Annotated in this window: 13 protein-coding genes; 6 read left to right on the top strand and 7 right to left on the bottom strand. The window is 72.4% G+C overall.

Features of this window, described 5'->3' with window-relative positions; translation table 11 throughout:
• Positions 1-90 precede the first annotated feature (90 nt).
• Positions 91-882 (top strand): hypothetical protein, encoded by a 792-nt coding sequence (locus ACFYTE_RS38180; RefSeq protein ID WP_388720906.1) that lies wholly within the window; start codon positions 91-93, stop codon positions 880-882.
• 166 nt (positions 883-1,048) lie between these two features.
• Here ACFYTE_RS38180 and ACFYTE_RS38175 read toward each other — a convergent pair whose 3' ends face one another.
• Entirely contained in the window at positions 1,049-1,540 is a 492-nt protein-coding gene (locus ACFYTE_RS38175; protein ID WP_388720903.1) for a MarR family winged helix-turn-helix transcriptional regulator, read from the bottom strand.
• 218 nt (positions 1,541-1,758) lie between these two features.
• Here ACFYTE_RS38175 and ACFYTE_RS38170 point away from each other — a divergent pair, with 218 nt between their 5' ends.
• Complete coding sequence (locus ACFYTE_RS38170; RefSeq protein WP_388720900.1) at positions 1,759-2,580, top strand: lysozyme; 822 nt, start codon at positions 1,759-1,761, stop codon at positions 2,578-2,580.
• Between the two features lie 71 nt (positions 2,581-2,651).
• Here ACFYTE_RS38170 and lon read toward each other — a convergent pair whose 3' ends face one another.
• Together lon and ACFYTE_RS38160 are read right to left on the bottom strand one after the other, a co-directional pair.
• Complete coding sequence (gene lon / locus ACFYTE_RS38165; RefSeq protein WP_388720898.1) at positions 2,652-5,084, bottom strand: endopeptidase La; 2,433 nt, start codon at positions 5,082-5,084, stop codon at positions 2,652-2,654.
• A 207-nt stretch (positions 5,085-5,291) separates the two neighbouring features.
• On the bottom strand, positions 5,292-6,056 hold the full coding sequence (locus ACFYTE_RS38160) for a rhomboid-like protein (RefSeq protein WP_388720895.1): 765 nt from the start codon (positions 6,054-6,056) through the stop codon (positions 5,292-5,294).
• A 222-nt stretch (positions 6,057-6,278) separates the two neighbouring features.
• On the opposite strand from ACFYTE_RS38160, the gene ACFYTE_RS38155 reads away from it, so the two are divergent.
• The 4 genes from ACFYTE_RS38155 to ACFYTE_RS38140 all read left to right on the top strand — a co-directional run bounded on the left by ACFYTE_RS38155 (position 6,279) and on the right by ACFYTE_RS38140 (position 13,034).
• On the top strand, positions 6,279-6,956 hold the full coding sequence (locus tag ACFYTE_RS38155) for a spermidine synthase (protein WP_388720893.1): 678 nt from the start codon (positions 6,279-6,281) through the stop codon (positions 6,954-6,956).
• 113 nt (positions 6,957-7,069) lie between these two features.
• On the top strand, positions 7,070-7,810 hold the full coding sequence (locus ACFYTE_RS38150) for a response regulator transcription factor (RefSeq protein ID WP_388720890.1): 741 nt from the start codon (positions 7,070-7,072) through the stop codon (positions 7,808-7,810).
• Positions 7,807-8,916, top strand: coding sequence for an ATP-binding protein (locus ACFYTE_RS38145; RefSeq protein ID WP_388720886.1), 1,110 nt, complete (start codon positions 7,807-7,809; stop codon positions 8,914-8,916). Before ACFYTE_RS38150 ends, ACFYTE_RS38145 begins: the two co-directional genes overlap by 4 nt.
• A 281-nt stretch (positions 8,917-9,197) precedes the next feature.
• Positions 9,198-13,034, top strand: a complete 3,837-nt coding sequence (locus ACFYTE_RS38140) for a multifunctional oxoglutarate decarboxylase/oxoglutarate dehydrogenase thiamine pyrophosphate-binding subunit/dihydrolipoyllysine-residue succinyltransferase subunit (RefSeq protein ID WP_388720883.1) — start codon at positions 9,198-9,200, stop codon at positions 13,032-13,034.
• A 228-nt stretch (positions 13,035-13,262) separates the two neighbouring features.
• Here the strand turns inward: ACFYTE_RS38140 and fxsT are convergent, their stop codons facing one another.
• From fxsT to ACFYTE_RS38120, 4 genes are all read right to left on the bottom strand, one after another.
• Positions 13,263-16,265 (bottom strand): FxSxx-COOH system tetratricopeptide repeat protein, encoded by a 3,003-nt coding sequence (gene fxsT / locus ACFYTE_RS38135; RefSeq protein ID WP_388720880.1) that lies wholly within the window; start codon positions 16,263-16,265, stop codon positions 13,263-13,265.
• 80 nt (positions 16,266-16,345) lie between these two features.
• Positions 16,346-17,638 carry an HEXXH motif domain-containing protein gene (locus ACFYTE_RS38130; RefSeq protein ID WP_388720877.1) on the bottom strand — a complete coding sequence of 431 codons (1,293 nt, stop codon included), beginning with the start codon at positions 17,636-17,638 and terminating at the stop codon, positions 16,346-16,348.
• Positions 17,635-17,910, bottom strand: a complete 276-nt coding sequence (locus ACFYTE_RS38125; RefSeq protein ID WP_388720874.1) for a hypothetical protein — start codon at positions 17,908-17,910, stop codon at positions 17,635-17,637. Before ACFYTE_RS38125 ends, ACFYTE_RS38130 begins: the two co-directional genes overlap by 4 nt.
• Positions 17,911-18,001: 91 nt before the next feature.
• Positions 18,002-21,208, bottom strand: coding sequence for an SAV_2336 N-terminal domain-related protein (locus tag ACFYTE_RS38120; RefSeq protein ID WP_388720871.1), 3,207 nt, complete (start codon positions 21,206-21,208; stop codon positions 18,002-18,004).
• Positions 21,209-21,214: the final 6 nt, after the last annotated feature.

Genomic DNA, 21,214 nt, shown 5'->3' with positions numbered 1-21,214 from the left:
ACCAGGCGGCTGACCTGCGTTGCTGCCTCAATGCGGCAGCCGTGGCGGGCCTTTGACAGGCCTTGTGAAGGGCTCGTGCAGACTGGCTGGATGCGTACTGAAGTCGTTTCCGAGCCCGGCGACCCCGACCGCCCCGACGAGGACTTCGCCGGTGTCGGACTACCGGCCTGCGGACAGGGCGGTTGCGTGATCGTCCTGGACGGGGTGACCCCGCCGAAGGACGGGACGGGATGTCTGCATTCCGTCCCGTGGTTCACCGCGCGACTCGGCGGCGCACTGACCGAACTGACCGTTTCCGACCGAGATCTGACGCTGCAGGAGATTCTCTCCCAAGCGATTCTCCGTACGGCCGAGGCGCACGCGTTCACCTGTGACCTTTCTCACCCGCGCACGCCCCAGGCGACCGTCGTCCTGGTCCGCTGGTCGGCCGACCTGCTGGAGTACCTGGTCCTGTCCGACTCCATCCTGCTGCTGGAGTCCCCCGCCGGCGCGGTCACCCCGGTCCAGGACGACCGGCTGGCCCGGCTGCCCCGCGCCGCGCTGGCCACGGACGCGGTGGCGGACGCGACGGTCCGCAACAAGGAGGGTGGCTTCTTCACGGCCGCGGCGGACCCGTCGGTCGCCGCCCGCGCGGTGACGGGGAGCGTGCCCCGCCACCGGGTCCGCGCCCTGGCCGCACTGACGGACGGGGCGACACGCTGGGTGGAGAAGTTCCACGAGGGCGACTGGGCGGACTGCTTCACTCTGCTGCGGAAGGAGGGCGCACGGGCCCTGGTCGACCGGGTACGGGCCCTGGAGGCGGCCGACCGCGAGGAACGCAGGCATCTGGGGCGCAGCAAGACGCACGACGACGCGACGGTGGTCTACGCGGAACTGCGATGACCGCGGCCGTCCTGAGATCCGGGCCCCACTCCGCATGACCGAGCCACGTCCGCTCCCCCTCCACGGCCTACGCCGCCAGGACCCACCTCTCCATGACCCGTCCCTCCAGGGCCCACCTCTCCAGGACCTGCCTCTCTACGACCTGCCTCTCCTGCCCCTCGATGGCCTACTTCTCCATGACCCCGTTCAACTGGTGGAGCAGGCGTGCCAGTTCCGCGACCTCGCTCCGGTCCCAGTGGGCGAGCTGCCGGACGTAGCGGGCGCGGCGGGCCTCGCGCACCCGGACGACCCGGCCGCGGCCCTCCTCGGTCAGCTTCACCAGCCAGGCGCGGCCGTCCGCGGGGTCGGGCTCGCGGCCGACCAGTCCCAGCTGCTCAAGGGCGCGCAGCTGGCGGGACATGGTGGCCTTGCCGACGCCGATGTAGCCGGCGAGGTCGGTGGCACGCTGCCGGCCGTGTTCCTCCAGCAGGACGAGCAGGCCGTACGCGGCGGGCTCCAGGTCGGGGTGGACCTCGCGGGCCATCTCGCCCTGGTTGGCCCGAGCACGCCGCAGCAGCATCGTCAACTCGCGTTCCAGCGCCAGGAATTCCTGGTCTGCACCACTCGCCGACAGCCGGCCGGCGACGGGCCGTCCGTCGCCGTTCGCGTCCTCGTGCACGTCAGCACCCCTGATCGGTTTCGCGGTTCTGAAAGTTTCCGCCACGTGCCGCCATCGCCGCAGCTCCATAAGTATTTCGCAGGCGTAGACCAACGGCAGCCTCCGGGGCCCCTTCCCATGGCGCGGTCTACGTGCGTAGCTTCCTGCCAGACATGTCGCTGGCATGTCCACGCCAGTAGGCCATTCGTGGTCCCCCCACAACTCCTCGGAGGCACGCCATGCCCCTGAACAGACCCGGTACCACCCGCCGCAGACTCACGGCCCTGTTCGTGACGCTGCTCGCGGCCCTGTCCCTCACCCTCCCCCTCACCAGCGCCCAGGCGGCCACCACGCCCGCCCCCGGCTCCGCCCACATGGGCATGGGCGTCCTGGCGCACGAGGGCCGGCACGGCATGCCCCGCACCGCTGACGCCACCCAGACCGAGGGCGTCGACGTCGCCAGCTACCAGGGCAACGTCGACTGGTCGACCCTGTGGAACAGCGGGGTCAAGTGGGCGTACGCGAAGGCGACGGAGGGCACGTACTACACGAACCCCTACTTCGGCCAGCAGTACAACGGCTCCTACAACGTCGGCATGATCCGCGGCGCGTACCACTTCGCGACCCCGAACACCACGAGCGGTGCCGCCCAGGCCAACTACTTCGTCGACCACGGCGGCGGCTGGTCCCGGGACGGCAAGACCCTCCCGGGCGTCCTCGACATCGAGTGGAACCCGTACGGCGCCGACTGCTACGACAAGTCGGCCAGCGCGATGGTCAGCTGGATCGCCGACTTCCTGAACACGTACAAGGCCCGCACGGGCCGCGACGCCGTCATCTACACGTCCACCAGCTGGTGGACCCAGTGCACCGGCAACTACAGCGGCTTCGGGTCCGCCAACCCGCTGTGGATCGCCCGCTACGCCTCCAGCGTGGGCACCCTCCCGGCCGGCTGGGGCTCCTACACGATGTGGCAGTACACCGAGAGCGGGCCGCAGGTCGGGGACCACGACAAGTTCAACGGGGCGCTGGACCGGGTGCAGGCACTCGCGAACGGCTGACCCTCCCCAGGCAGGTGAAGGCCCGGGTCCCCGGCAGGGGCCCCGGGCCTTCCTTCATCCGGTGGCGTCCGTCACGCCGCCACCGGAACCTCGGGCTGCGCGCCGTTCACGGCCGGCGCGAGGGCCAGCTCCAGGACCTGGCGGACATCCGTGACGGCGTGGACGTCGAGCTTGTCCAGCACCTCGGCGGGGACGTCGTCCAGGTCGGGCTCGTTGCGCTTCGGGATGACGACGGTCGTCACCCCGGCCCGGTGTGCGGCGAGCAGCTTCTGCTTCACACCGCCGATGGGCAGCACCCGGCCGGTGAGCGAGACCTCGCCGGTCATCGCCACGTCCGTGCGCACCAGCCGGCCGGACAGCAGCGAGGCCAGGGCCGTCGTCATGGTGACGCCGGCGCTCGGACCGTCCTTGGGCACCGCGCCCGCCGGGAAGTGGATGTGCACGCCCCGGTCCTTCAGGTCGGCGACCGGCAGTTCCAGCTCGGCGCCGTGACTGCGCAGGAAGCTCAGCGCGATCTGCGCCGACTCCTTCATCACGTCGCCCAGCTGCCCGGTCAGGGTCAGGCCCGCCGCGCCGGTCTCCGGGTCCGCGAGGGACGCCTCGACGAACAGGACGTCGCCGCCCGCCCCGGTGACCGCGAGGCCGGTGGCCACGCCCGGCACGGCCGTACGGCGCTCCGCCGGGTCCTGGGCGGACTCGGGCACGTGGTGCGGCCGGCCGATCAGGGCCCGCAGATCGGCGTCCGTGATGGTGAACGGCAGCTTCCGCTCGCCCAGTTCGTGCTGGGCCGCGACCTTGCGCAGCAGCCGGGCGATGGACCGTTCCAGGGTGCGCACGCCCGCCTCGCGGGTGTACTCGCCGGCCAGCTTGCGCAGGGCGCTCTCGTCGAGGGTGACCTCGTCCTTGTCCAGGCCCGCCCGCTCCAGCTGGCGCGGAAGCAGGTGGTCGCGGGCGATGACGACCTTCTCGTCCTCGGTGTAGCCGTCGAGGCGGACCAGCTCCATGCGGTCGAGCAAGGCCTCCGGGATGGCTTCGAGCACGTTCGCCGTCGCCAGGAAGACGACGTCGCTCAGGTCGAGTTCGACCTCCAGGTAGTGGTCGCGGAAGGTGTGGTTCTGCGCCGGGTCCAGGACCTCAAGCAGGGCCGCCGCCGGGTCGCCGCGGAAGTCCGAGCCGACCTTGTCGATCTCGTCCAGCAGGACCACCGGGTTCATCGACCCGGCCTCCTTGATCGCGCGGACGATCCGGCCGGGCAGCGCGCCGACGTAGGTGCGCCGGTGGCCGCGGATCTCGGCCTCGTCCCGGACGCCGCCGAGGGCGACGCGGACGAACTTGCGGCCCATCGCGTGCGCCACGGACTCGCCCAGGCTCGTCTTGCCCACACCGGGCGGCCCGACGAGCGCGAGCACGGCGCCGCCGCGCCGGCCGCCGATCACGCCCAGGCCCCGGTCGGTGCGGCGCTTGCGCACCGCCAGGTACTCGGTGATGCGCTCCTTCACGTCCTCCAGGCCCGCGTGCTCGGCGTCCAGGATCGCCTTGGCGCCCTGGATGTCATAGGCGGAGGCCTTGTCATCGGTTCGCTCGTTCCACGGCAGTTCGAGGACGGTGTCGAGCCAGGTGCGGATCCAGGAGCCCTCCGGGGACTGGTCGCTGGACCGCTCCAGCTTGTCGACCTCCTTGAGCGCGGCCTCGCGGACCTTCTCCGGCAGGTCGGCGGCCTCGACGCGGGCGCGGTAGTCGTCGGACTCCTCGCTGTCCTGATCGCCGTTCAGCTCCCGCAGTTCCTTGCGGACGGCCTCCAGCTGGCGGCGGAGCAGGAACTCGCGCTGCTGCTTGTCGACGCCCTCCTGGACGTCCTTGGCGATGGTCTCGGCCACGTCCTGCTCGGCGAGGTGGTCGCGCAGCTGCTGGCTGGCCAGCCTGAGCCGGGCCACCGGGTCGCCGGTCTCCAGCAGTTCGATCTTCTGTTCGGTGGTCAGGAACGGCGAGTAGCCGGAGTTGTCGGCGAGCGCGGAGACGTCCTCGATGGCCTGCACGCGGTCGACGACCTGCCATGCGCCGCGCTTGCGCAGCCAGGCGGTGGCGAGGGCCTTGTATTCCTTGACGAGTTCGGCGACGTGGCCCGGCAGCGGCTCCGGCACCTGCTCGTCGATGCGGGTCCCCTCGACCCACAGCGCCGCGCCCGGCCCGGTGGTCCCGGCGCCGATCCTCACCCGGCTCCGGCCGCGGATCAGCGCGCCGGGGTCGCCGTCGGCCAGCCGGCCCACCTGCTCGACGGTGCCGAGCACACCGGTGCTCGCGTACGTCCCGTCGATGCGTGGGACCAGCAGGACCCTGGGCTTGCCCGGTTCCGCGCGCGCGGCGGCCTGGGCGGCCTCCACCGCGGCACGTACGTCGGTGTCATTGAGGTCCAGCGGTACCACCATCCCGGGCAGCACGACCTCGTCGTCGAGCGGCAGCACGGGCAGGGTGAGCGTTGTGAACGCCGCGGACTCAGCAGCCATGATCTCCCCTTCGGCAGTCAAGTTGAGCTATGCCGACTCAATGCACCTGAGCCCCGGAATGTTCCCCACCCCGCGTTCGCTCTGAGCGATCACCAGCCGGCGCCCCAAAGGGGCGCCGGGAACTGGGCGAGCAGCCACCACGCACTCGCACCCGACCACCAACCCCCGCCACCAACGGCGACGACCGCCCAGCCCAAGCGGCAGCGCTCAGTCCCAGCGGCGTACCAGGGGCCAGGTCGCCACACCGACGGCCAGCGCGATGAGATGACCCCAGTCCGTCATCGGGTCGGCGAACTCGATCAGGTCCGCGGCGACCATCCCACCGCACAGGGCCAGCAGCATCCAGCGCAGCCAGGGCGCGACGAGTCCGGCCAGCGCGCCGGTGACGGCGGCCACGCCGAAGCTGATGCCGTAGTCGAGGCGGTGCAGCGAGGTGACCGGCAGATGCCCGGCGAGCACGGCGAGCCCCACGGGCACCTCGGTCGCCAGCGTGGCCGGCACATGCCCGAGCAGGAAGATGCCGGCCGCGCGCAGGGCGCCGACGCGCCGCTCCAGCGCGGTGAGGACCAGCAGGAAGCCGAGCACGTACGGCGAGGCGACCCCGCCGGCGATCCACAGCGCGCTCGCCACCAGCACCGCGCCGGGCGCGCCCACCAGGTGGGCCACGTCCGTGCTCGATCCCTGCTGGAGGGCGTGCACGAGGGACGGGTCGGCGAACGAGGCGACCAGCGAGGTCACGGCGAGCAGGGCCGCGTAGGCGAAGGTGAACGGCGTACCGGTGGGCGTGGGCAGCAGCCGCCAGGGCCGCGGGGCGCAGGGCGTCCGGGTGACAGACGGTGCCGCCGACGGCACGGGGCCCCGCTGACGCGGCATCCCGTCCAGCAGCTCGGCCGTCCGGTTCCCGACCGGCTCGGGGGCGTCCGTGAGGCGTGTGGGCGGGGCCGTGGTCGCGGCCGCCGCGGTCTGTTCCACCGTCAGGCGCTCCTTCCACTCGGCCCCACCCTTCGCGCCACGGGGGCCGCTGTCTATGACCGACGCCACGCGTAACCGGATTCACCGGATGCTCCGGGGAACCGGCTCGGCCGTACGGGGAGCACGGCCGCGGCGCGCCGCTCGTCCGGGTGACGCGCCGCCGCTCCCGCCGACCGGGGCCGGACCGCAGGACCGGCCCGGGGTGTCGGGCAGGATGGGGCCATGACCGCCGCGTACGCCATTCCCGAAGTCCTGGACCGCCGCGAGGGCCCCTACGGCGAGGTGGTGCTGCGCCGGCACGGCGCGCTGCTCCAGATCATCGCCAACGGCTGCTTCCTGATGGACACCTCCGACGGGCGCTCGGAGCGGCTGCTGGTGGACGCCGCGCTCGGCGCCCTGGACGACCGCCCGGCGCCGGAGGTGCTGATCGGCGGTCTGGGAGTCGGGTTCTCGCTCGCACACGCCGCGGCGAACCCCCGCTGGGGACGGATCACGGTCGTCGAACGGGAACCCGCGGTCGTCGACTGGCATCGCGGTGGGCCGCTCGCCGAGGTGTCCGCCGCGGCCCTGGCCGACCCGCGCACCCACATCGTGGAGACGGACCTGGTGGCGTACGTCCATGAGACGTCCACCACGTTCGACGCGCTGTGCCTGGACATCGACAACGGGCCCGGCTGGACGGTCACCGAGGGCAACGGCGGCCTCTACGCACCGGCCGGACTGGCGGACTGCGCAAGGGTGTTGAGGCCCGGCGGGGTGCTCGCCGTGTGGTCGGCGCAGCCCTCTCCGGAATTTGAAGGAACCTTGGGGAATGCCGGGTTCCAGCAGGTGCGTACCGAAGAGATCCCCGTTGCCCGGGGCGTTCCGGACGTCGTGCACCTCGCCGTACGACCTGGATAGCGACGGCACGGTCTGTCGCCGTAGTGTGCTTCCCTGACGCGGATCATTCAAGCGTCAATCGCAGTCATGGGATCACCCCACGGATTCCGGAAAGCACACTTCAGGGGCGGGCGATGGAGCAGACACACACCTCCCACAACGGCACGTCGGCGGCCAGCCCGGGCGCGCAGCGCCGGGTCCTGGTCGTCGAGGACGACCAGACGATCGTCGACGCCATCGCGGCCCGGCTGCGCGCCGAGGGTTTCCTCGTGCAGACCGCGGGCGACGGTCCGGCAGCCGTCGACACCGCCGAGGCATGGCAGCCCGATCTGCTGATCCTCGACATCATGCTGCCCGGCTTCGACGGTCTGGAGGTCTGCCGCCGGGTGCAGGCCCAGCGCCCGGTACCGGTGCTGATGCTGACCGCGCGGGACGACGAGACCGACATGCTGGTCGGGCTCGGGGTCGGGGCGGACGACTACATGACCAAGCCGTTCTCCATGCGGGAGCTGGCCGCGCGGGTGCATGTGCTGCTGCGCCGGGTGGAGCGGGCCGCGCTGGCCGCGGCGACCCCCCGCTCGGGCATCCTGCGCCTCGGTGAGCTGGAGATCGACCACGCGCAGCGCCGGGTACGGGTACGCAGCGAGGACGTGCACCTCACGCCGACCGAGTTCGATCTGCTGGTCTGCCTGGCGAACACCCCGCGCGCGGTGCTCTCCCGTGAGCAGCTGCTCGCGGAGGTGTGGGACTGGGCGGACGCCTCCGGCACCCGGACCGTCGACAGCCACATCAAGGCGTTGCGCCGGAAGATCGGCGCCGAGCGGATCCGCACCGTGCACGGGGTGGGCTACGCGCTGGAGACACCGACGCCATGAGCGAGGGGCGGTCGGCCGCACGGAGGAGCCCCGGGGAACCCTGGGGCGGCGTACGCCCGTTCTCGATCAAGACCAAGCTGGGCGCGCTGGTCGTCATCTCGGTGCTGATCACGACAGGTCTGTCGATGATCGCGGTGCACACGAAGACGGAGCTGCGCTTCATCACGGTCTTCTCGATGATCGCCACCCTGCTGATCACACAGTTCGTGGCGCTGTCGCTCACCTCGCCGCTGGACGAGATGAACGCGGTGGCGCGCTCCATCTCGCACGGCGACTACACGCGCCGGGTGCGCGAGAACCGCCGCGACGAACTGGGCGACCTGGCCCAGACGATCAATGTCATGGCGGACGAGTTGGAGGCCCAGGACCGTCAGCGCAAGGAGCTGGTGGCGAACGTCTCGCACGAGCTGCGCACCCCCATCGCGGGCCTGCGGGCGGTGCTGGAGAACGTCGTGGACGGCATCGCGGAGCCGGACACCGAGACCATGCGCACGGCGCTCAAGCAGACGGAGCGGCTCGGCCGGCTGGTGGAGACGCTGCTGGACCTGTCCCGGCTGGACCACGGGGTCGTCCCGCTGCGCAAGCGGCGTTTCGAGGTGTGGCCGTATCTGTCGGGCGTGCTGAAGGAGGCCAACATGGTCGCCTCGGCGCGTGCCGCCATCGCCTCCGGCTCGGGCAGCCACACCCGTACCGACGTCCATCTGCACCTCGACGTCTCGCCGCCGGAGCTGACCGCGCTCGCCGACCCGGAGCGCATCCACCAGGTCGTCGCGAACCTCATCGACAACGCGGTCAAGCACAGCCCGCCGCACGGCCGCGTCACCGTGAAGGCGCGGCGCGGGACGCAGCCCGACTCGCTGGAACTGGAGGTCCTGGACGAGGGACCCGGCATTCCGCGCTCGGAGTGGCGCAAGGTCTTCGAGCGGTTCAACCGGGGCGCCGTCAGCCGTCCGCACGGTCCGGGCAGCGACGGCGGCACGGGGCTCGGGCTTGCGATCGCCCGCTGGGCCGTCGATCTGCACGGCGGCCGGATCGGGGTGGCCGAATCCGAGCGGGGCTGCCGGATTCTCATCACCCTTCCGGGAGAGCCTTCTCTGCCAAGTTGACGTAAAGTTCGAAGCGGAGCCACAAGATCCACGAGCGTCCCGGCCGACGGGTGCGTGGATCCGCGCGGAGCTACGCCCTTGCGCGCGCCGAGGCACGGGTCGAGGCATCCCTCGCACAGCTGAATCCCGCTTGTTTCCCGCCATTTCAAGGCTCGAAACCCAGTTTCTGATGTGACTTACGCGACGATGAACCGGCCCGACCTGACCTTCCCGCTCATGGAGGCGTAGCCTTTATTCCCGCTGTCCATCACCTTGTGAAGCGGAAGAGGGCGGTTGCCGCCGTGTCGCCACAGTCCCCCAGTAACCCGAGCTCCGCCGGCCTTCGGTCGGGCGGTGCCACCACGACCGACGAACAGGCCGGGAAGAATCCCACCGCCGCGTTCGGCGCGAACGAGTGGCTCGTCGACGAGATCTATCAGCAGTACCTCCAGGACCCGAATTCGGTAGACCGCGCCTGGTGGGACTTCTTCGCCGATTACAAGCCCGGAGCGGCTGCCGCCCCGGCCCAGGCGGGTACTGCGACCGCGGGGGCCGCAGAGACCTCCGCACCGGCCGCACCGGCCCAGCCCGCCGCCCCGGCGGCGCCCGCGCCCGCCGCACCGGCGCCTGCCGCACCGGCGCCTGCCGCCCCGAAGCCCGCGACCCAGGCTCCGGCCCCGGCCGCCCCCCGGCCCGCCGCTGCCGCGCCCGCGCCGGCCAAGCCCGCCACGCCGGCGGCCAAGCCGGCAGCACCGGCCGCCGAGGCCCCTCAGGGCCCCGAGTACGTGACGCTGCGCGGCCCCTCCGCGGCGGTCGCCAAGAACATGAACGCCTCGCTGGAACTGCCGACCGCCACCTCGGTCCGCGCGGTCCCGGTGAAGCTGCTGTTCGACAACCGCATCGTCATCAACAACCACCTGAAGCGGGCGCGCGGCGGGAAGATCTCCTTCACGCACCTCATCGGCTTCGCGATGGTCCAGGCCATCAAGGCCATGCCGTCGATGAACTGGTCGTTCGGCGAGAAGGACGGCAAGCCGACCCTCGTCAAGCCGGCCCACGTCAACCTCGGCCTCGCCATCGACCTGGTCAAGCCCAACGGCGACCGTCAGCTCGTCGTCGCGGCGATCAAGAAGGCCGAGACGCTGAACTTCTTCGAGTTCTGGCAGGCCTACGAGGACATCGTCCGCCGTGCCCGCGACGGCAAGCTGACGATGGACGACTTCACCGGCGTCACCGTCTCCCTGACCAACCCGGGCGGCCTCGGCACCGTCCACTCCGTGCCGCGTCTGATGCCCGGTCAGTCGGTCATCATGGGCGTCGGCTCGATGGACTACCCGGCGGAGTTCCAGGGCACCAGCCAGGACACCCTGAACAAGCTCGGCATCTCGAAGGTCATGACGCTCACATCGACCTACGACCACCGGGTGATCCAGGGTGCCGCCTCCGGCGAGTTCCTGCGCCAGGTCGCCAACCTGCTGCTCGGTGAGAACCGCTTCTACGACGAGATCTTCGAGGCGCTGCGCATCCCCTACGAGCCGGTCCGCTGGCTCAAGGACATCGACGCCTCGCACGACGACGACGTCACCAAGGCCGCCCGCGTCTTCGAGCTGATCCACTCCTACCGGGTCCGCGGCCACGTCATGGCCGACACCGACCCGCTGGAGTACCGCCAGCGCAAGCACCCGGACCTGGACATCGTCGAGCACGGCCTGACGCTGTGGGACCTGGAGCGCGAGTTCGCCGTCGGCGGTTTCGCCGGCAAGTCGATGATGAAGCTGCGCGACATCCTCGGTGTGCTGCGCGACTCGTACTGCCGCACCACCGGCATCGAGTTCATGCACATCCAGGACCCGAAGCAGCGCAAGTGGATCCAGGACCGCGTGGAGCGCCCGCACTCCAAGCCGGAGCGCGAGGAACAGCTGCGGATCCTGCGCCGGCTGAACGCCGCGGAGGCATTCGAGACCTTCCTGCAGACGAAGTACGTCGGGCAGAAGCGGTTCTCCTTGGAGGGCGGCGAGTCCGTCATCCCGCTGCTGGACGCGGTCCTCGACTCGGCGGCCGAGTCCCGTCTGGACGAGGTCGTCGTCGGCATGGCCCACCGTGGCCGCCTGAACGTCCTCGCCAACATCGTCGGCAAGTCGTACGCCCAGATCTTCCGCGAGTTCGAGGGCAACCTCGACCCGAAGTCGATGCACGGCTCCGGCGACGTCAAGTACCACTTGGGCGCCGAGGGCACCTTCACCGGCCTGGACGGCGAGCAGATCAAGGTCTCGCTGGTCGCCAACCCCTCCCACCTGGAGGCCGTCGACCCGGTCCTGGAGGGTGTCTCCCGCGCCAAGCAGGACATCATCAACAAGGGCGGCACCGACTTCACCGTGCTGCCGGTGGCGATCCACGGCGACGCGGCCTTCGCCGGCCAGGGCGTGGTGGCCGAGACCCTGAACATGTCGCAGCTGCGCGGCTACCGCACCGGCGGCACGGTCCACGTCGTCATCAACAACCAGGTCGGCTTCACCGCGGCCCCCGAGTCGTCGCGTTCCTCCATGTACGCGACGGACGTGGCCCGCATGATCGAGGCCCCGATCTTCCACGTGAACGGCGACGACCCGGAGGCGGTCGTGCGCGTCGCGCGCCTGGCCTTCGAGTTCCGCCAGGCGTTCAACAAGGACGTGGTGATCGACCTCATCTGCTACCGCCGCCGCGGTCACAACGAGTCGGACAACCCGGCCTTCACCCAGCCGCTGATGTACGACCTGATCGACAAGAAGCGCTCGGTGCGCAAGCTCTACACCGAGTCCCTGATCGGTCGCGGCGACATCACCCTGGAAGAGGCCGAGCAGGCGCTGCAGGACTACCAGGGCCAGCTGGAGAAGGTCTTCACGGAGGTCCGCGAGGCCACCTCGCAGCCGGCCGCCGCGGACGTCCAGGAGCCGCAGGACGGCTTCCCGGTGGCGATCCCCACGGCCGTCTCCTCGGAGGTCGTCAAGCGCATCGCCGAGTCCCAGGTCAACGTGCCCGACCGGGTCACCGTCCACCCGCGGCTGCTGCCGCAGTTGCAGCGCCGGGCGGCCATGGTCGAGGACGACACGATCGACTGGGGCATGGGCGAGACGCTCGCCATCGGCTCGCTGCTGCTTGAGGGCACCCCGGTCCGGCTGGCCGGCCAGGACTCGCAGCGCGGCACCTTCGGCCAGCGCCACGCGGTCCTGATCGACCGGGAGACGGGCGAGGACTACACCCCGCTGCTGTATCTGTCCGACGACCAGGCCCGCCTCAACGTCTACAACTCCCTGCTCTCCGAGTACGCGGCGATGGGCTTCGAGTACGGCTACTCGCTGGCCCGGCCGGACGCGCTGGTGATGTGGGAGGCCCAGTTCGGCGACTTCGTCAACGGCGCGCAGACGGTGGTGGACGAGTTCATCTCGTCGGCGGAGCAGAAGTGGGGGCAGACGAGCGGCGTGGTGCTGCTCCTCCCGCACGGCTACGAGGGCCAGGGCCCGGACCACTCCTCGGCCCGCCCCGAGCGTTTCCTTCAGCTGTGCGCGCAGAACAACATGACGGTCGCGATGCCGACCCTGCCGTCGAACTACTTCCATCTGCTGCGGTGGCAGGTGCACAACCCGCACCACAAGCCGCTGGTCGTCTTCACCCCGAAGTCGATGCTGCGCCTGAAGGCGGCGGCGTCGAAGGCGGCGGAGTTCACGAGCGGCCAGTTCCGCCCGGTCATCGGCGACGACTCGGTCGACGCGGCGGCCGTGAAGAAGGTCGTCTTCTGCGCCGGCAAGGTCTACTACGACCTCGACGCCGAGCGGAAGAAGCGCGGTGTGACCGACACGGCGATCATCCGGATCGAGCGGCTGTACCCGCTGCCGGGTGCCGAGTTGCAGGCCGAGATCGCCAAGTACCCGAACGCCGAGAAGTACCTGTGGGCCCAGGAGGAGCCGGCGAACCAGGGTGCCTGGCCGTTCATCGCCCTCAACCTGATCGACCACCTGGACCTGGCGGTCGGCGCGGACGTCCCGCACGGCGAGCGGCTGCGCCGCATCTCCCGTCCGCACGGCTCGTCCCCGGCGGTCGGCTCGGCCAAGCGGCACCAGGCCGAGCAGGAGCAGTTGGTGCGTGAGGTGTTCGAGGCGTAGGCCTCCGGCGGTTTGGCCGATGGTTGGAGGGCCCGGGGTCGAGTTCTTGCTCGGTGTCGGGCCCTTCGCCTATGCGTGGGGGTGAGTGCGGAGCATGCGCGAGTGCGGGTCGGTGGGGATTGCTCGCGCAGTTCCCCGCGCGCCTAAAGGGGCGCGGGGAACTGCGCGATCAGCCACGACGGTGCCGCATATGACCGACTGCCTATCCCGGCGTATCCAGCGGAGCGTTTAGCTTAGGTAGGCTTCGAAGTCCCAGTAGGGGCGGGTTCGTTGGCGGGCCGAGATGGTGTGGGGGTGCTGGGCTCCTAGCGTGCGGGTCAGGGACAGCAGGCCGTCGTCCTCCAGCTTTCCGGCCTCCTCCTGCTCCCTCGCCGCCCGCAGGTCGGCGGCGAGGGCCAGCTGGCAGGAGAGGGTGAGCGGATGCTCGTCACCCAGCACCCGGCGGGAGCGGCGCAGGGTGTCCCGGCTCAGCTCGACGGCGTCGGCGATACGGCCGTTGAAGTTCCGTGCGCTCGCCGCGTTGAGCGCGCAGCCCAGGACCCAGGGATGGTCGGCGGTCAGGGTGGCGGTGAGCCCGGCGAGCGCGGATTCGAACATGGCCATCGCTTCGGCGCGTTCGCCCGCGGACTGCATCACCAGACCAGTGTTGGTCAGCATTCCGGTGGCGACGGGGTGGGCGGGTCCGAGCAGGGCACGGTAGCCCGCCTCGGCCTCGGCGATCAGGTCGCGCGCCAGGCCCAGGTCACCGTGTTCCCGCAGGTAGTTGCCGTAGTTCGTGAGGAACGACAGCGTGCGGTAGTGCTCTCGGCCGTGCACCTGGCTCAGCTGTTCGAGCAGGCTGACCATGGCGGGCCCGGTGTCCCGCGCCTGTCCGCCCTCACGGCGCCGGCACATGATCAGCTGGGCGCGGGCCTCCAGCGTCTGCGGATGCTGCGGCCCCAGCACCTGTACATGCAGGCGCAGCACGGGTTCCTGGCGGGCCAGCGCGTCCCGGTAGCGGCCGAGCAGACGCAGGTCGTGGGTGACGGCGTTGCCCGAGCTGAGCGTGTTGATGTGCCGGGCGCGCAGCGTGTTCTCGCGCCGGGAGAGGGTCTCCAGGTCCATCTCGTACGCCTCGGCGTACCGGCCGAGCAGGCGCAGCACGACGCCCAGGTTGTGCCGGGCGATCAGGGTGAGCGTCTCGTCCGGCCCGAGGAGCCGGGAGTTGCCGTCGAGGACTTCCTGCTGGAGTTGGTACGCCTCCTGGTAGCGCCCCAGCTGCCGCAGGCTGCTCGACATGGTGCCCTTGGTGGTCAGCTCGGCCAGTTCGTTGCGCACCGGCGCGGCCTGCAGCTTGTCCAGGATGCCGCGGTCCAGCTCGTGCGCCTCGCGGAAGCTGCCGCTGGCCCGCAGGATGTTGCTCTCCTGGGTGGTCAGATCGAGCATCGACTGGTCCAGCGGGTCGGACGTCCCCGACCAGTTCTCCCGGATCCGCCGGGCCAGGTCGAGTCCGCTCCGGTACTCCCCGCTGCGGAAGCAGTAGCGCAGGCAGTTGAGCACGGTCTCCCGGACCCGGGGCCGGGTGCTGGAGAGCGCGCCCGAGGGCTCCAGGTGCGGCAGCAGCTCGGCGTAGCGCGGCCAGTTCCGGCTGTCCATGGGGTTGCCGGGGTCGGCCTCCGCGAGCAGGGTGCGCACGACCCGCTGGTGGTCCGTGCGGCCCTGCTCGCTGACCAGTTTGGAGACGATGTCGTGGACGAGCCGGTGCATGTGCACGGACTCCTGGTGCGGGCCCATCTCGACGCCCGCCGGGCCGCGGGTCTCGCGGGTGAGCACCGAGTAGTTGACGAGGGTGTCCAGGGCCCTGGTCCAGGCGGCCAGGTCGGTAGTCATCCAGCGCAGGTCCTCCGGGAGGTCCGCCTGGGGGTAGGCGCGGATCAGGCCCAGCGGGATACGGCCGGGTGCGAACGACGTGCACAGGCTGAGCACGTCGATGGCCTGTGGCTGGGAGCGGCGCAGCCGGTTGAGCAGTATCGACCAGGAGGTCATGGACGACTGCGGGAAGCCCTCGCCGGTGGCGGGTTCGTCGACCGTCGAGAGCTGGCGCTCCCGCACCATGCGCAGGTACTCGGGTACCTCCATGCCGGACTCGCCGAGCCAGGAGGCGGCCTGTACGAGGGGCAGCGGGACGTCGCCGAACTCGGCGGCGACCTCGTCGGCCTGGGCCGCGCTGATGTGCGGGGCGCGTCGCAACAGATAGGCGGTGGACTCCGCGCGCAGGAAGGCGGGGATCTCCAGGATGTCGGTGTGCTCGCTCCAGCCGCGGTTGCGGGAGCTGATCAGGACGTGCCCGGGGCCCTGCGGGAGCAGGGTGTTGATCCCGTCGGTGTCGTCCCAGCCGTCCAGGATCACCAGCCAGTTGGCGTACGGATCACCGCGGCGCAGGGCGTCCCGGACGGCCCGGATGCGTTCGCCGGGCTCGCTGCCGATGGACAGGCCCATTTCCACGGCGAGTTCGCCGAGCCGGTCGCGCTGGATGTTGCGGTCGTCGGAGTTGACCCACCACACGACGTCGTAGTCGGTGCTGAACCGGTGCGCGTACTCGACGGCGAGCTGGGTCTTCCCGATGCCCGACATGCCGAGCAGGGTGCAGGCGGCGGCGCCGCGCTCGGCGTCCGCCAGCCGCTGGTGGATGTCGGTGAGGAGGTCGTCGCGGCCGGTGAAGCGCGGGTTGCGGCGGGGGACCTCGCCCCAGATCTCGCAGCGCGTGTCGGGGTAGCGGACCCGGTTGGTCACGGTCCGTGGCACCCGGGCGCGCTCCAGGCCGAGCCGGCGGAGCAGCCGTTCCTCGGCGCTCTCCTCGCTCAGCCCCCACAGGCTCGCGGGTTCCAGGACGGCCGTGGCCGGCAGCAGCGGGCGGTTGGTGAGGTTGACGGCGGCGAAGCGGTCGGCGTGCGCGGCGACGAACCCGCGCAGGGCGTCGTTCCACTCCCCCGCGGGCCGCGGTCCGAGTTCGAAGAACCAGTCGTTGAGGACGAGGAGGATGCGCCCGCTGGACAGCAGCAGGTCGTCGAGGGAGTCCTCCAGCGGGACCTCGCGCGGCGGGTCCCAGCGCTGCAGGGTGGCCCGGTGGCCGTGGCCCTCCAGGCACTGTGCGATCCATGTCGCCCAAGAGCGGTGGTAGCCCGGAAAGACCACTAGGAAGTGCTCGGGCGACGGCGTACCGTCCCCGCCCGAACGCCGCTGTACCGCCATCGTCGCTCCCTGTTCCAGCGTCCGCCGCGCTGCCGCGCGTCCACCTGCATAGCGTGACGCAATCCTATGCCCACGGAGTGTTATCGCAGGCTTCTGGCCGCCCCGCCGAGGCTGGCGTGGTGTCGGCCCATCCCCCGTACGAACTCCCTTCCCACCAAGGTCAGTTCATCGGATTCGCCGAGCGCGGACAAGGCTTCTCCGACGTGCTCACGGTAGATTTCCAGCCGCGGTCCGGCGCGGCGCCGCCAGCCGGACGGAACGGACGGGGTGCGGGCGGCCCGCCACCACAGATCGACGAGCGCGAGATGCGCGTAGACGCCTTGCAGCACGCCCATGACCGGGCGGGGGTCGGGCCGCCAGCCGACGCGGTGCAGGGTGCCGGCACCGGGTACGCACAGCGGCGAGAGGTCGTGCAGGGCGGCCAGTTTGGTGTGCTGGGTCTCGTGCACAAGGGATTCCGCGAGTTCTCCGCCGTCATCGGGAAGCTGGGCCAGCACGGCGCCGGGCGCGGCCCGGGCGGTGGCGCTGCGCGGGGCGCCGCCGGCCCGTCGCTCGGGGGCGAGGGGGACCACGGCCCGCAGCACCGTCCCGATCTCCGCGGCCCGGCCGGGATCGGTCGCCGACAGCAGCGCGTGCGCCTCGCTCCAGCGCTGTGCCCACAGCCGCCGGGCGGACTCGGGGCGCTCGGCCGCGGGCAGGGCGGCGGGGCCGATTCCGTGCGGCGGGACCCGGTAGGGGTCCAGGTCGTCCAGGACGATCGCGCTGCCCGGCAGCGTGCGCAGCGCGGACCAGCCGGGCCCGCCGCCGAGGACGCGGGCGGTGCGGTCGTCCGGCCGGGTGGCGGTGCGCAGCAGGACCGGGCCCTGACGGCCCGTCGGGTCCGCCATCCGCACGGTCCCGGCCCGGCTCGTCAGGCGTACCTCCGGTGTGGTGCGGCGCAGCGTGCCCAGGCCGGGCAGGGCCAGCACGCCGGTCGGCAGGGTCCGGGTGCCGCCGACCGGGCAGCCGGCCCGGATCGCGGCGGCGAGGGCCACCCCGCCGAAGTGCGCCAGATGCCGTTCCAGGGCGGGCCCGTCGGGCGCGGCGAGCGCCTCGGCCAGCCAGGCGCCCGTCATCGGGTAGTCGAGCACATCACGCACCGCTGACGGGTCGGCCCGCTCCGCGCTCTCCAGCAGGCCCCAGTCGCGCTCGAACCGCCGCCGGGCCGGCGGGCCGAGCGCGCCGCCGAGCCGTTCCAGCCGTACCAGGAGGGATTTCAGGAACAGCAGTCGACGCGCGTGGAGTCCGGCACGCAGTGCCGCGTCGCCCATGGGCAAGGGACGGGTGCTCGCGAGCACCCTGGCGACCTCGGACGAGGCGGACGCCAGGGTCATTCCGGGCTCTCCTCGCCCGGGAGGCGTTCGGCGGATCCGACCGGAAACATGCGCTCCTGGCCGTCGCCGGTCCGCAGGGGGTCGTCCCCGGTGGAGTACCAGGCCTCGGTCAACTCGTGCGGGCTGCGGAGCACCCGCGCCACCGCGAGACTCAGCCCCGGATCGTCCATGGCACGCAATGTCCGCAGGTCGACGTCGGTGAGGTCCGGCAGGAGCGCGGTCCGTGCGACCTCGTCGCCGGTACCGACCGCCCCGTTCCTCTGCTCCCCCACCCTCGGCTCCTCCCTGCCTACGCCCGCCCCGCGCAGCCGCACTGGCTGCCCACTTCTTCCCGACAGGCCGGGGACAGAAACCCGCCTCCGATCAACTTCGGTCGCGTTCCGTCAAGTTCGTCCATTCTGCCGTCCATGGCCACCACGGCGGCGCCACCGCGTGCCACTGTTCCTCCGGAGTGCGCTCGGCCCCGGACCGCGCCTGTTCCTCCTCCAGCCGCCGCGTCAGTTCCACGTCCGCCCAGTCCACCTCCCACAGCGCCCCCACCAGCCGCTGCCACTGGTCCCGGGCCGCGCGGTAGGCGGCACGGGCCGCGCGGGGACGGTCCATCAGGGCGAGCACGGATCCCGAGCCGTGCCGCGCCCGCGCCGCCGTCACCGAGCCGGGGTCGGCCCCGTGCGCGGCCAGCGCCTCGCGTTCCGCGTTCTCGTACGCCTGGAGGGCGTCCACCAGGACCGGCGCCCCGGCCCGGTACCAGCCTTCGAGCCGGACCCGGCCGAGTTGCAGCCAGACCTCGGCCCGCACGGCGGCGTCGGCCGCAGCCCGTACCGCCTGCCCCAGCAGGTGACGGCTCTCGAACAGGTCGGGCAGGAAGCCCAGATGGCGGAACCGCTGGGCGAGAGCACTGCCCACCAGGCCCTGGAGCCGGCCGCGCTGGGCCGATCGCGCGGGCAGCGCCTTCAGCGCCTCGCGCAGCACGTTCTCGGCCCGGTCCACGACCCGCGCACCGTCCCCGGCCGAAGCGCGCCGCAGCAGCGACTCGCCCCAGGCGGTGAGGAGTTCGCAGCGCCGCGCGCTGTAGGGCGGCGCCAGCATCACGGCCGTCTCGTACGCCTCGTCGGCCTCGGAGGCCTCGCCCGCCGCGTCGTGGAACGCGGCCCGCGCCGCGAGACAGGGCAGCCGCAGGTCCGGGTCCTCACCGGCGGCCCGCTCGGCCGCCACCAGGGCGGCACGGGTCTCGGCGTCCTCGGCTCCCGCGGCCCCGAGCGCCCGCGCCAGGTCGAGCAGCGCCGGGCTGCGCACCGCCGCGGCGGCCCGCTCGGTCTCCAGCAGCGCGCACGCCTCACGCAGTTCCGGTACGGCGGCCCCGGGGCGGCCCAGATCCAGCAGCAGACGCCCGCGCAACAGCAGCCGGGCCCGATGCGCGGTGGCCGACGCGGGCGCCCCGCCGGCCGGCTCCCGCACCCCGCTCTGCCGCACCGACTCGGCCCATGCCCGCGCCCCGGCCGCGACACCGGGCCAGGGCACCTGCCCCGGATCCAGCACCGCCGCTGCCGCCGACAACTGCTCCGACTGGCCCGTCAGCTGCCACAGCTCCCGCCGGCACGCGGCCAGTTCGAGGGCCGCCTCCGCCTGCTCGGCGCTGTCCGCCGGGGCCGCCGCGTGGGCCGCCGCGAGGTCGTCGACGGCGTCCCGCAGCAGCCCGGCCCGCCGGCCGGCCGCACGCACCGCCGCCGTGCCGGCCTCGGCCCGCAGGATCCGGCCGAGGAGCAGCCGGGCCCGTACGGCGTCGGCGGGGTCCTGCGCGGCCGGGCCGACGGGCGGGCCCAGGGCGGCCTCGGCCTGCTCCCGCGCGCGGCGCAGCGTCTCCGGGTCGGCGAGCTGCTGCCACTGGCGCAGCAGCCGTTCCGCCTCGGCCAGCGGCTCGGGGGTCACCAGGTCGGGCAGGTAGAAGCGCAGCACCCGGGCGGGGATGCGGGCGAACAGTTCGGCCTCGACGCTGCCCTGGGCGTCCTGCGCCCCGCCGTCGTCGGCGAAGCGGGCGGTGCCTGCGGCCGGGTCACGATCGGCGAGCCGGGCGGCGGCGAGCGCCGCGAAGTTGCGGGTGCCCTTGCCGAAGTACCGTTCCACGTAGGCGGAGCAGTGCTTGAGGACGAGTCCGGCGGTGTCCTGGTCGAGGGAGGCGAGCAGCAGTTCCTGGAGCCTGCCGGGGAAGGCGAAGCAGGGCTGCTGCTCGGTGCCGGGCAGTTGCCTGAGCAGGCCGCCGAGCAGCACCTCGGCGAGTTCCATGGGGCCGGTGTCCGGGAGCATGGCGCGCTGGACCAGCTGCATCACGGGCAGGGTGAGCGGGGCCGCCGCCAGGTAGACGGCGAGGCGCAGCGCGCCGGGTGAGGCGGCGGCCCGGAAGGCGCGCAGCAGCTCGTCGTCGCTGCGCGGGGTCCCGGTGCCGGGCGCGGCCGGGACGGCGGGCGTGGTCAGCGCGGCCCAGGCGGGTTCGCTGGTCGGGCCCGTGCCGGACAGCAGGCGGGCCCAGGCCGCGAACGCCTCCGGCGTCGGCTGGAGCACCGGCACCGGCCGGGCGTCGGCGGCGGGCGCGTCCCAGGGCTCCTCGTCGGGCAGGAAGCCGATCCGGCCGCCCAGTTCGCCGGGGCGGACCAGGCGGCCCGGTTCGGCGGGGAACGCGGTGCGGCCCCACAGGCGGGGCGGCAGCGGCTGCACGACCGCCAGCGGCGCGGTGCGCGGCCAGGCGTACAGCAGCCGCTGCGCGGTGCCGTTCTGCCACAGCGGTCCCACGCAGTCGCTGATCACCAGGGTGAGCCGACGGCCGGTGGGGTCGTGCAGCTCGTCGGCCCTGCGCAGCCGGGTGTGCGCGCCGGGTCCCGCGGTGGTGCCGACCAGGGGCGTGCCGTACTCGTCGCCGTACAGGTGGTGGACGCGGACGGAGGCGAAGGCGCCGGACTGCTGGCATGCCTGGCGCAGTTCCTCGACGAGCTGTCCCCATACGGCCATGGCGGGGCCGGTGTCCATGAGCAGTTGGACGTCGCAGCGGTGGCGGCGGCCGGGCCGGGTCACGGGCAGCAGTACGCCGCTCGCGGCGGCGCGGTCCGCGGTGGCCTCCTCGTCGACCTCCTCGTCCCGGGGGGTGTCGGTGGCGAACCGGTAGCGGCCGAGCACGCGCAGCGCCTTTTCCAGGCCGAGCAGTCCGGGCAGGGCGCCGGCGGCGGGCGCGCGGACCGGGAAGACGGAGTGGGTGCCGTCGGCGTGGCCGTGCGGGGCGGCGCCGGCGGCGTGCAGGGGTACGGGGGCGGAGGGTGCCTCGGCAGGGGTCCGCGCCGGAGCCTCGGGCGTGGCCGGCCGGCCCGCGGACTGCTGGCCGGGTTCGGGGCCGGGGCCAGGGCCGGGTGGGTCCCTGTCCGGGGTGAACGCGGCCGGGCCCGGCGCCCGGGGCGCATCGCGGGGCGGGGCCGCGCCGAGCCGCTGGGCCAGCCAGACGGCGTCGGCGACGTCCTCGGCGCTGAGGTCAAGGCCGCCGCGGCGCAGCCTGCCGATCAGCTCGTCCAGACGCATGCCGCGCATCCGGCC

Origin of the sequence: Streptomyces sp. NPDC004629, assembly GCF_042873595.1 — a bacterium.
GTDB lineage: Bacteria > Actinomycetota > Actinomycetes > Streptomycetales > Streptomycetaceae > Streptomyces.
The sequence above is the reverse complement of the archived record's forward strand: the minus strand, read 5'-3'. Positions and strand labels throughout refer to the sequence as shown.

Bases quoted from the DNA above. Each gene is read 5' to 3' on its own strand.
- ACFYTE_RS38180 (WP_388720906.1), top strand. From the start codon at position 91: ATGCGTACTGAAGTCGTTTCCGAGCCCGGCGACCCCGACCGCCCCGAC.
- ACFYTE_RS38170 (WP_388720900.1), top strand. From the start codon at position 1,759: ATGCCCCTGAACAGACCCGGTACCACCCGCCGCAGACTCACGGCCCTG.
- lon (WP_388720898.1), bottom strand. From the start codon at position 5,084: ATGGCTGCTGAGTCCGCGGCGTTCACAACGCTCACCCTGCCCGTGCTG.
- ACFYTE_RS38155 (WP_388720893.1), top strand. From the start codon at position 6,279: ATGACCGCCGCGTACGCCATTCCCGAAGTCCTGGACCGCCGCGAGGGC.
- ACFYTE_RS38150 (WP_388720890.1), top strand. From the start codon at position 7,070: ATGGAGCAGACACACACCTCCCACAACGGCACGTCGGCGGCCAGCCCG.
- ACFYTE_RS38145 (WP_388720886.1), top strand. From the start codon at position 7,807: ATGAGCGAGGGGCGGTCGGCCGCACGGAGGAGCCCCGGGGAACCCTGG.
- fxsT (WP_388720880.1), bottom strand. From the start codon at position 16,265: ATGGCGGTACAGCGGCGTTCGGGCGGGGACGGTACGCCGTCGCCCGAG.
- ACFYTE_RS38130 (WP_388720877.1), bottom strand. From the start codon at position 17,638: ATGACCCTGGCGTCCGCCTCGTCCGAGGTCGCCAGGGTGCTCGCGAGC.
- ACFYTE_RS38120 (WP_388720871.1), bottom strand. From the start codon at position 21,208: ATGCGCGGCATGCGTCTGGACGAGCTGATCGGCAGGCTGCGCCGCGGC.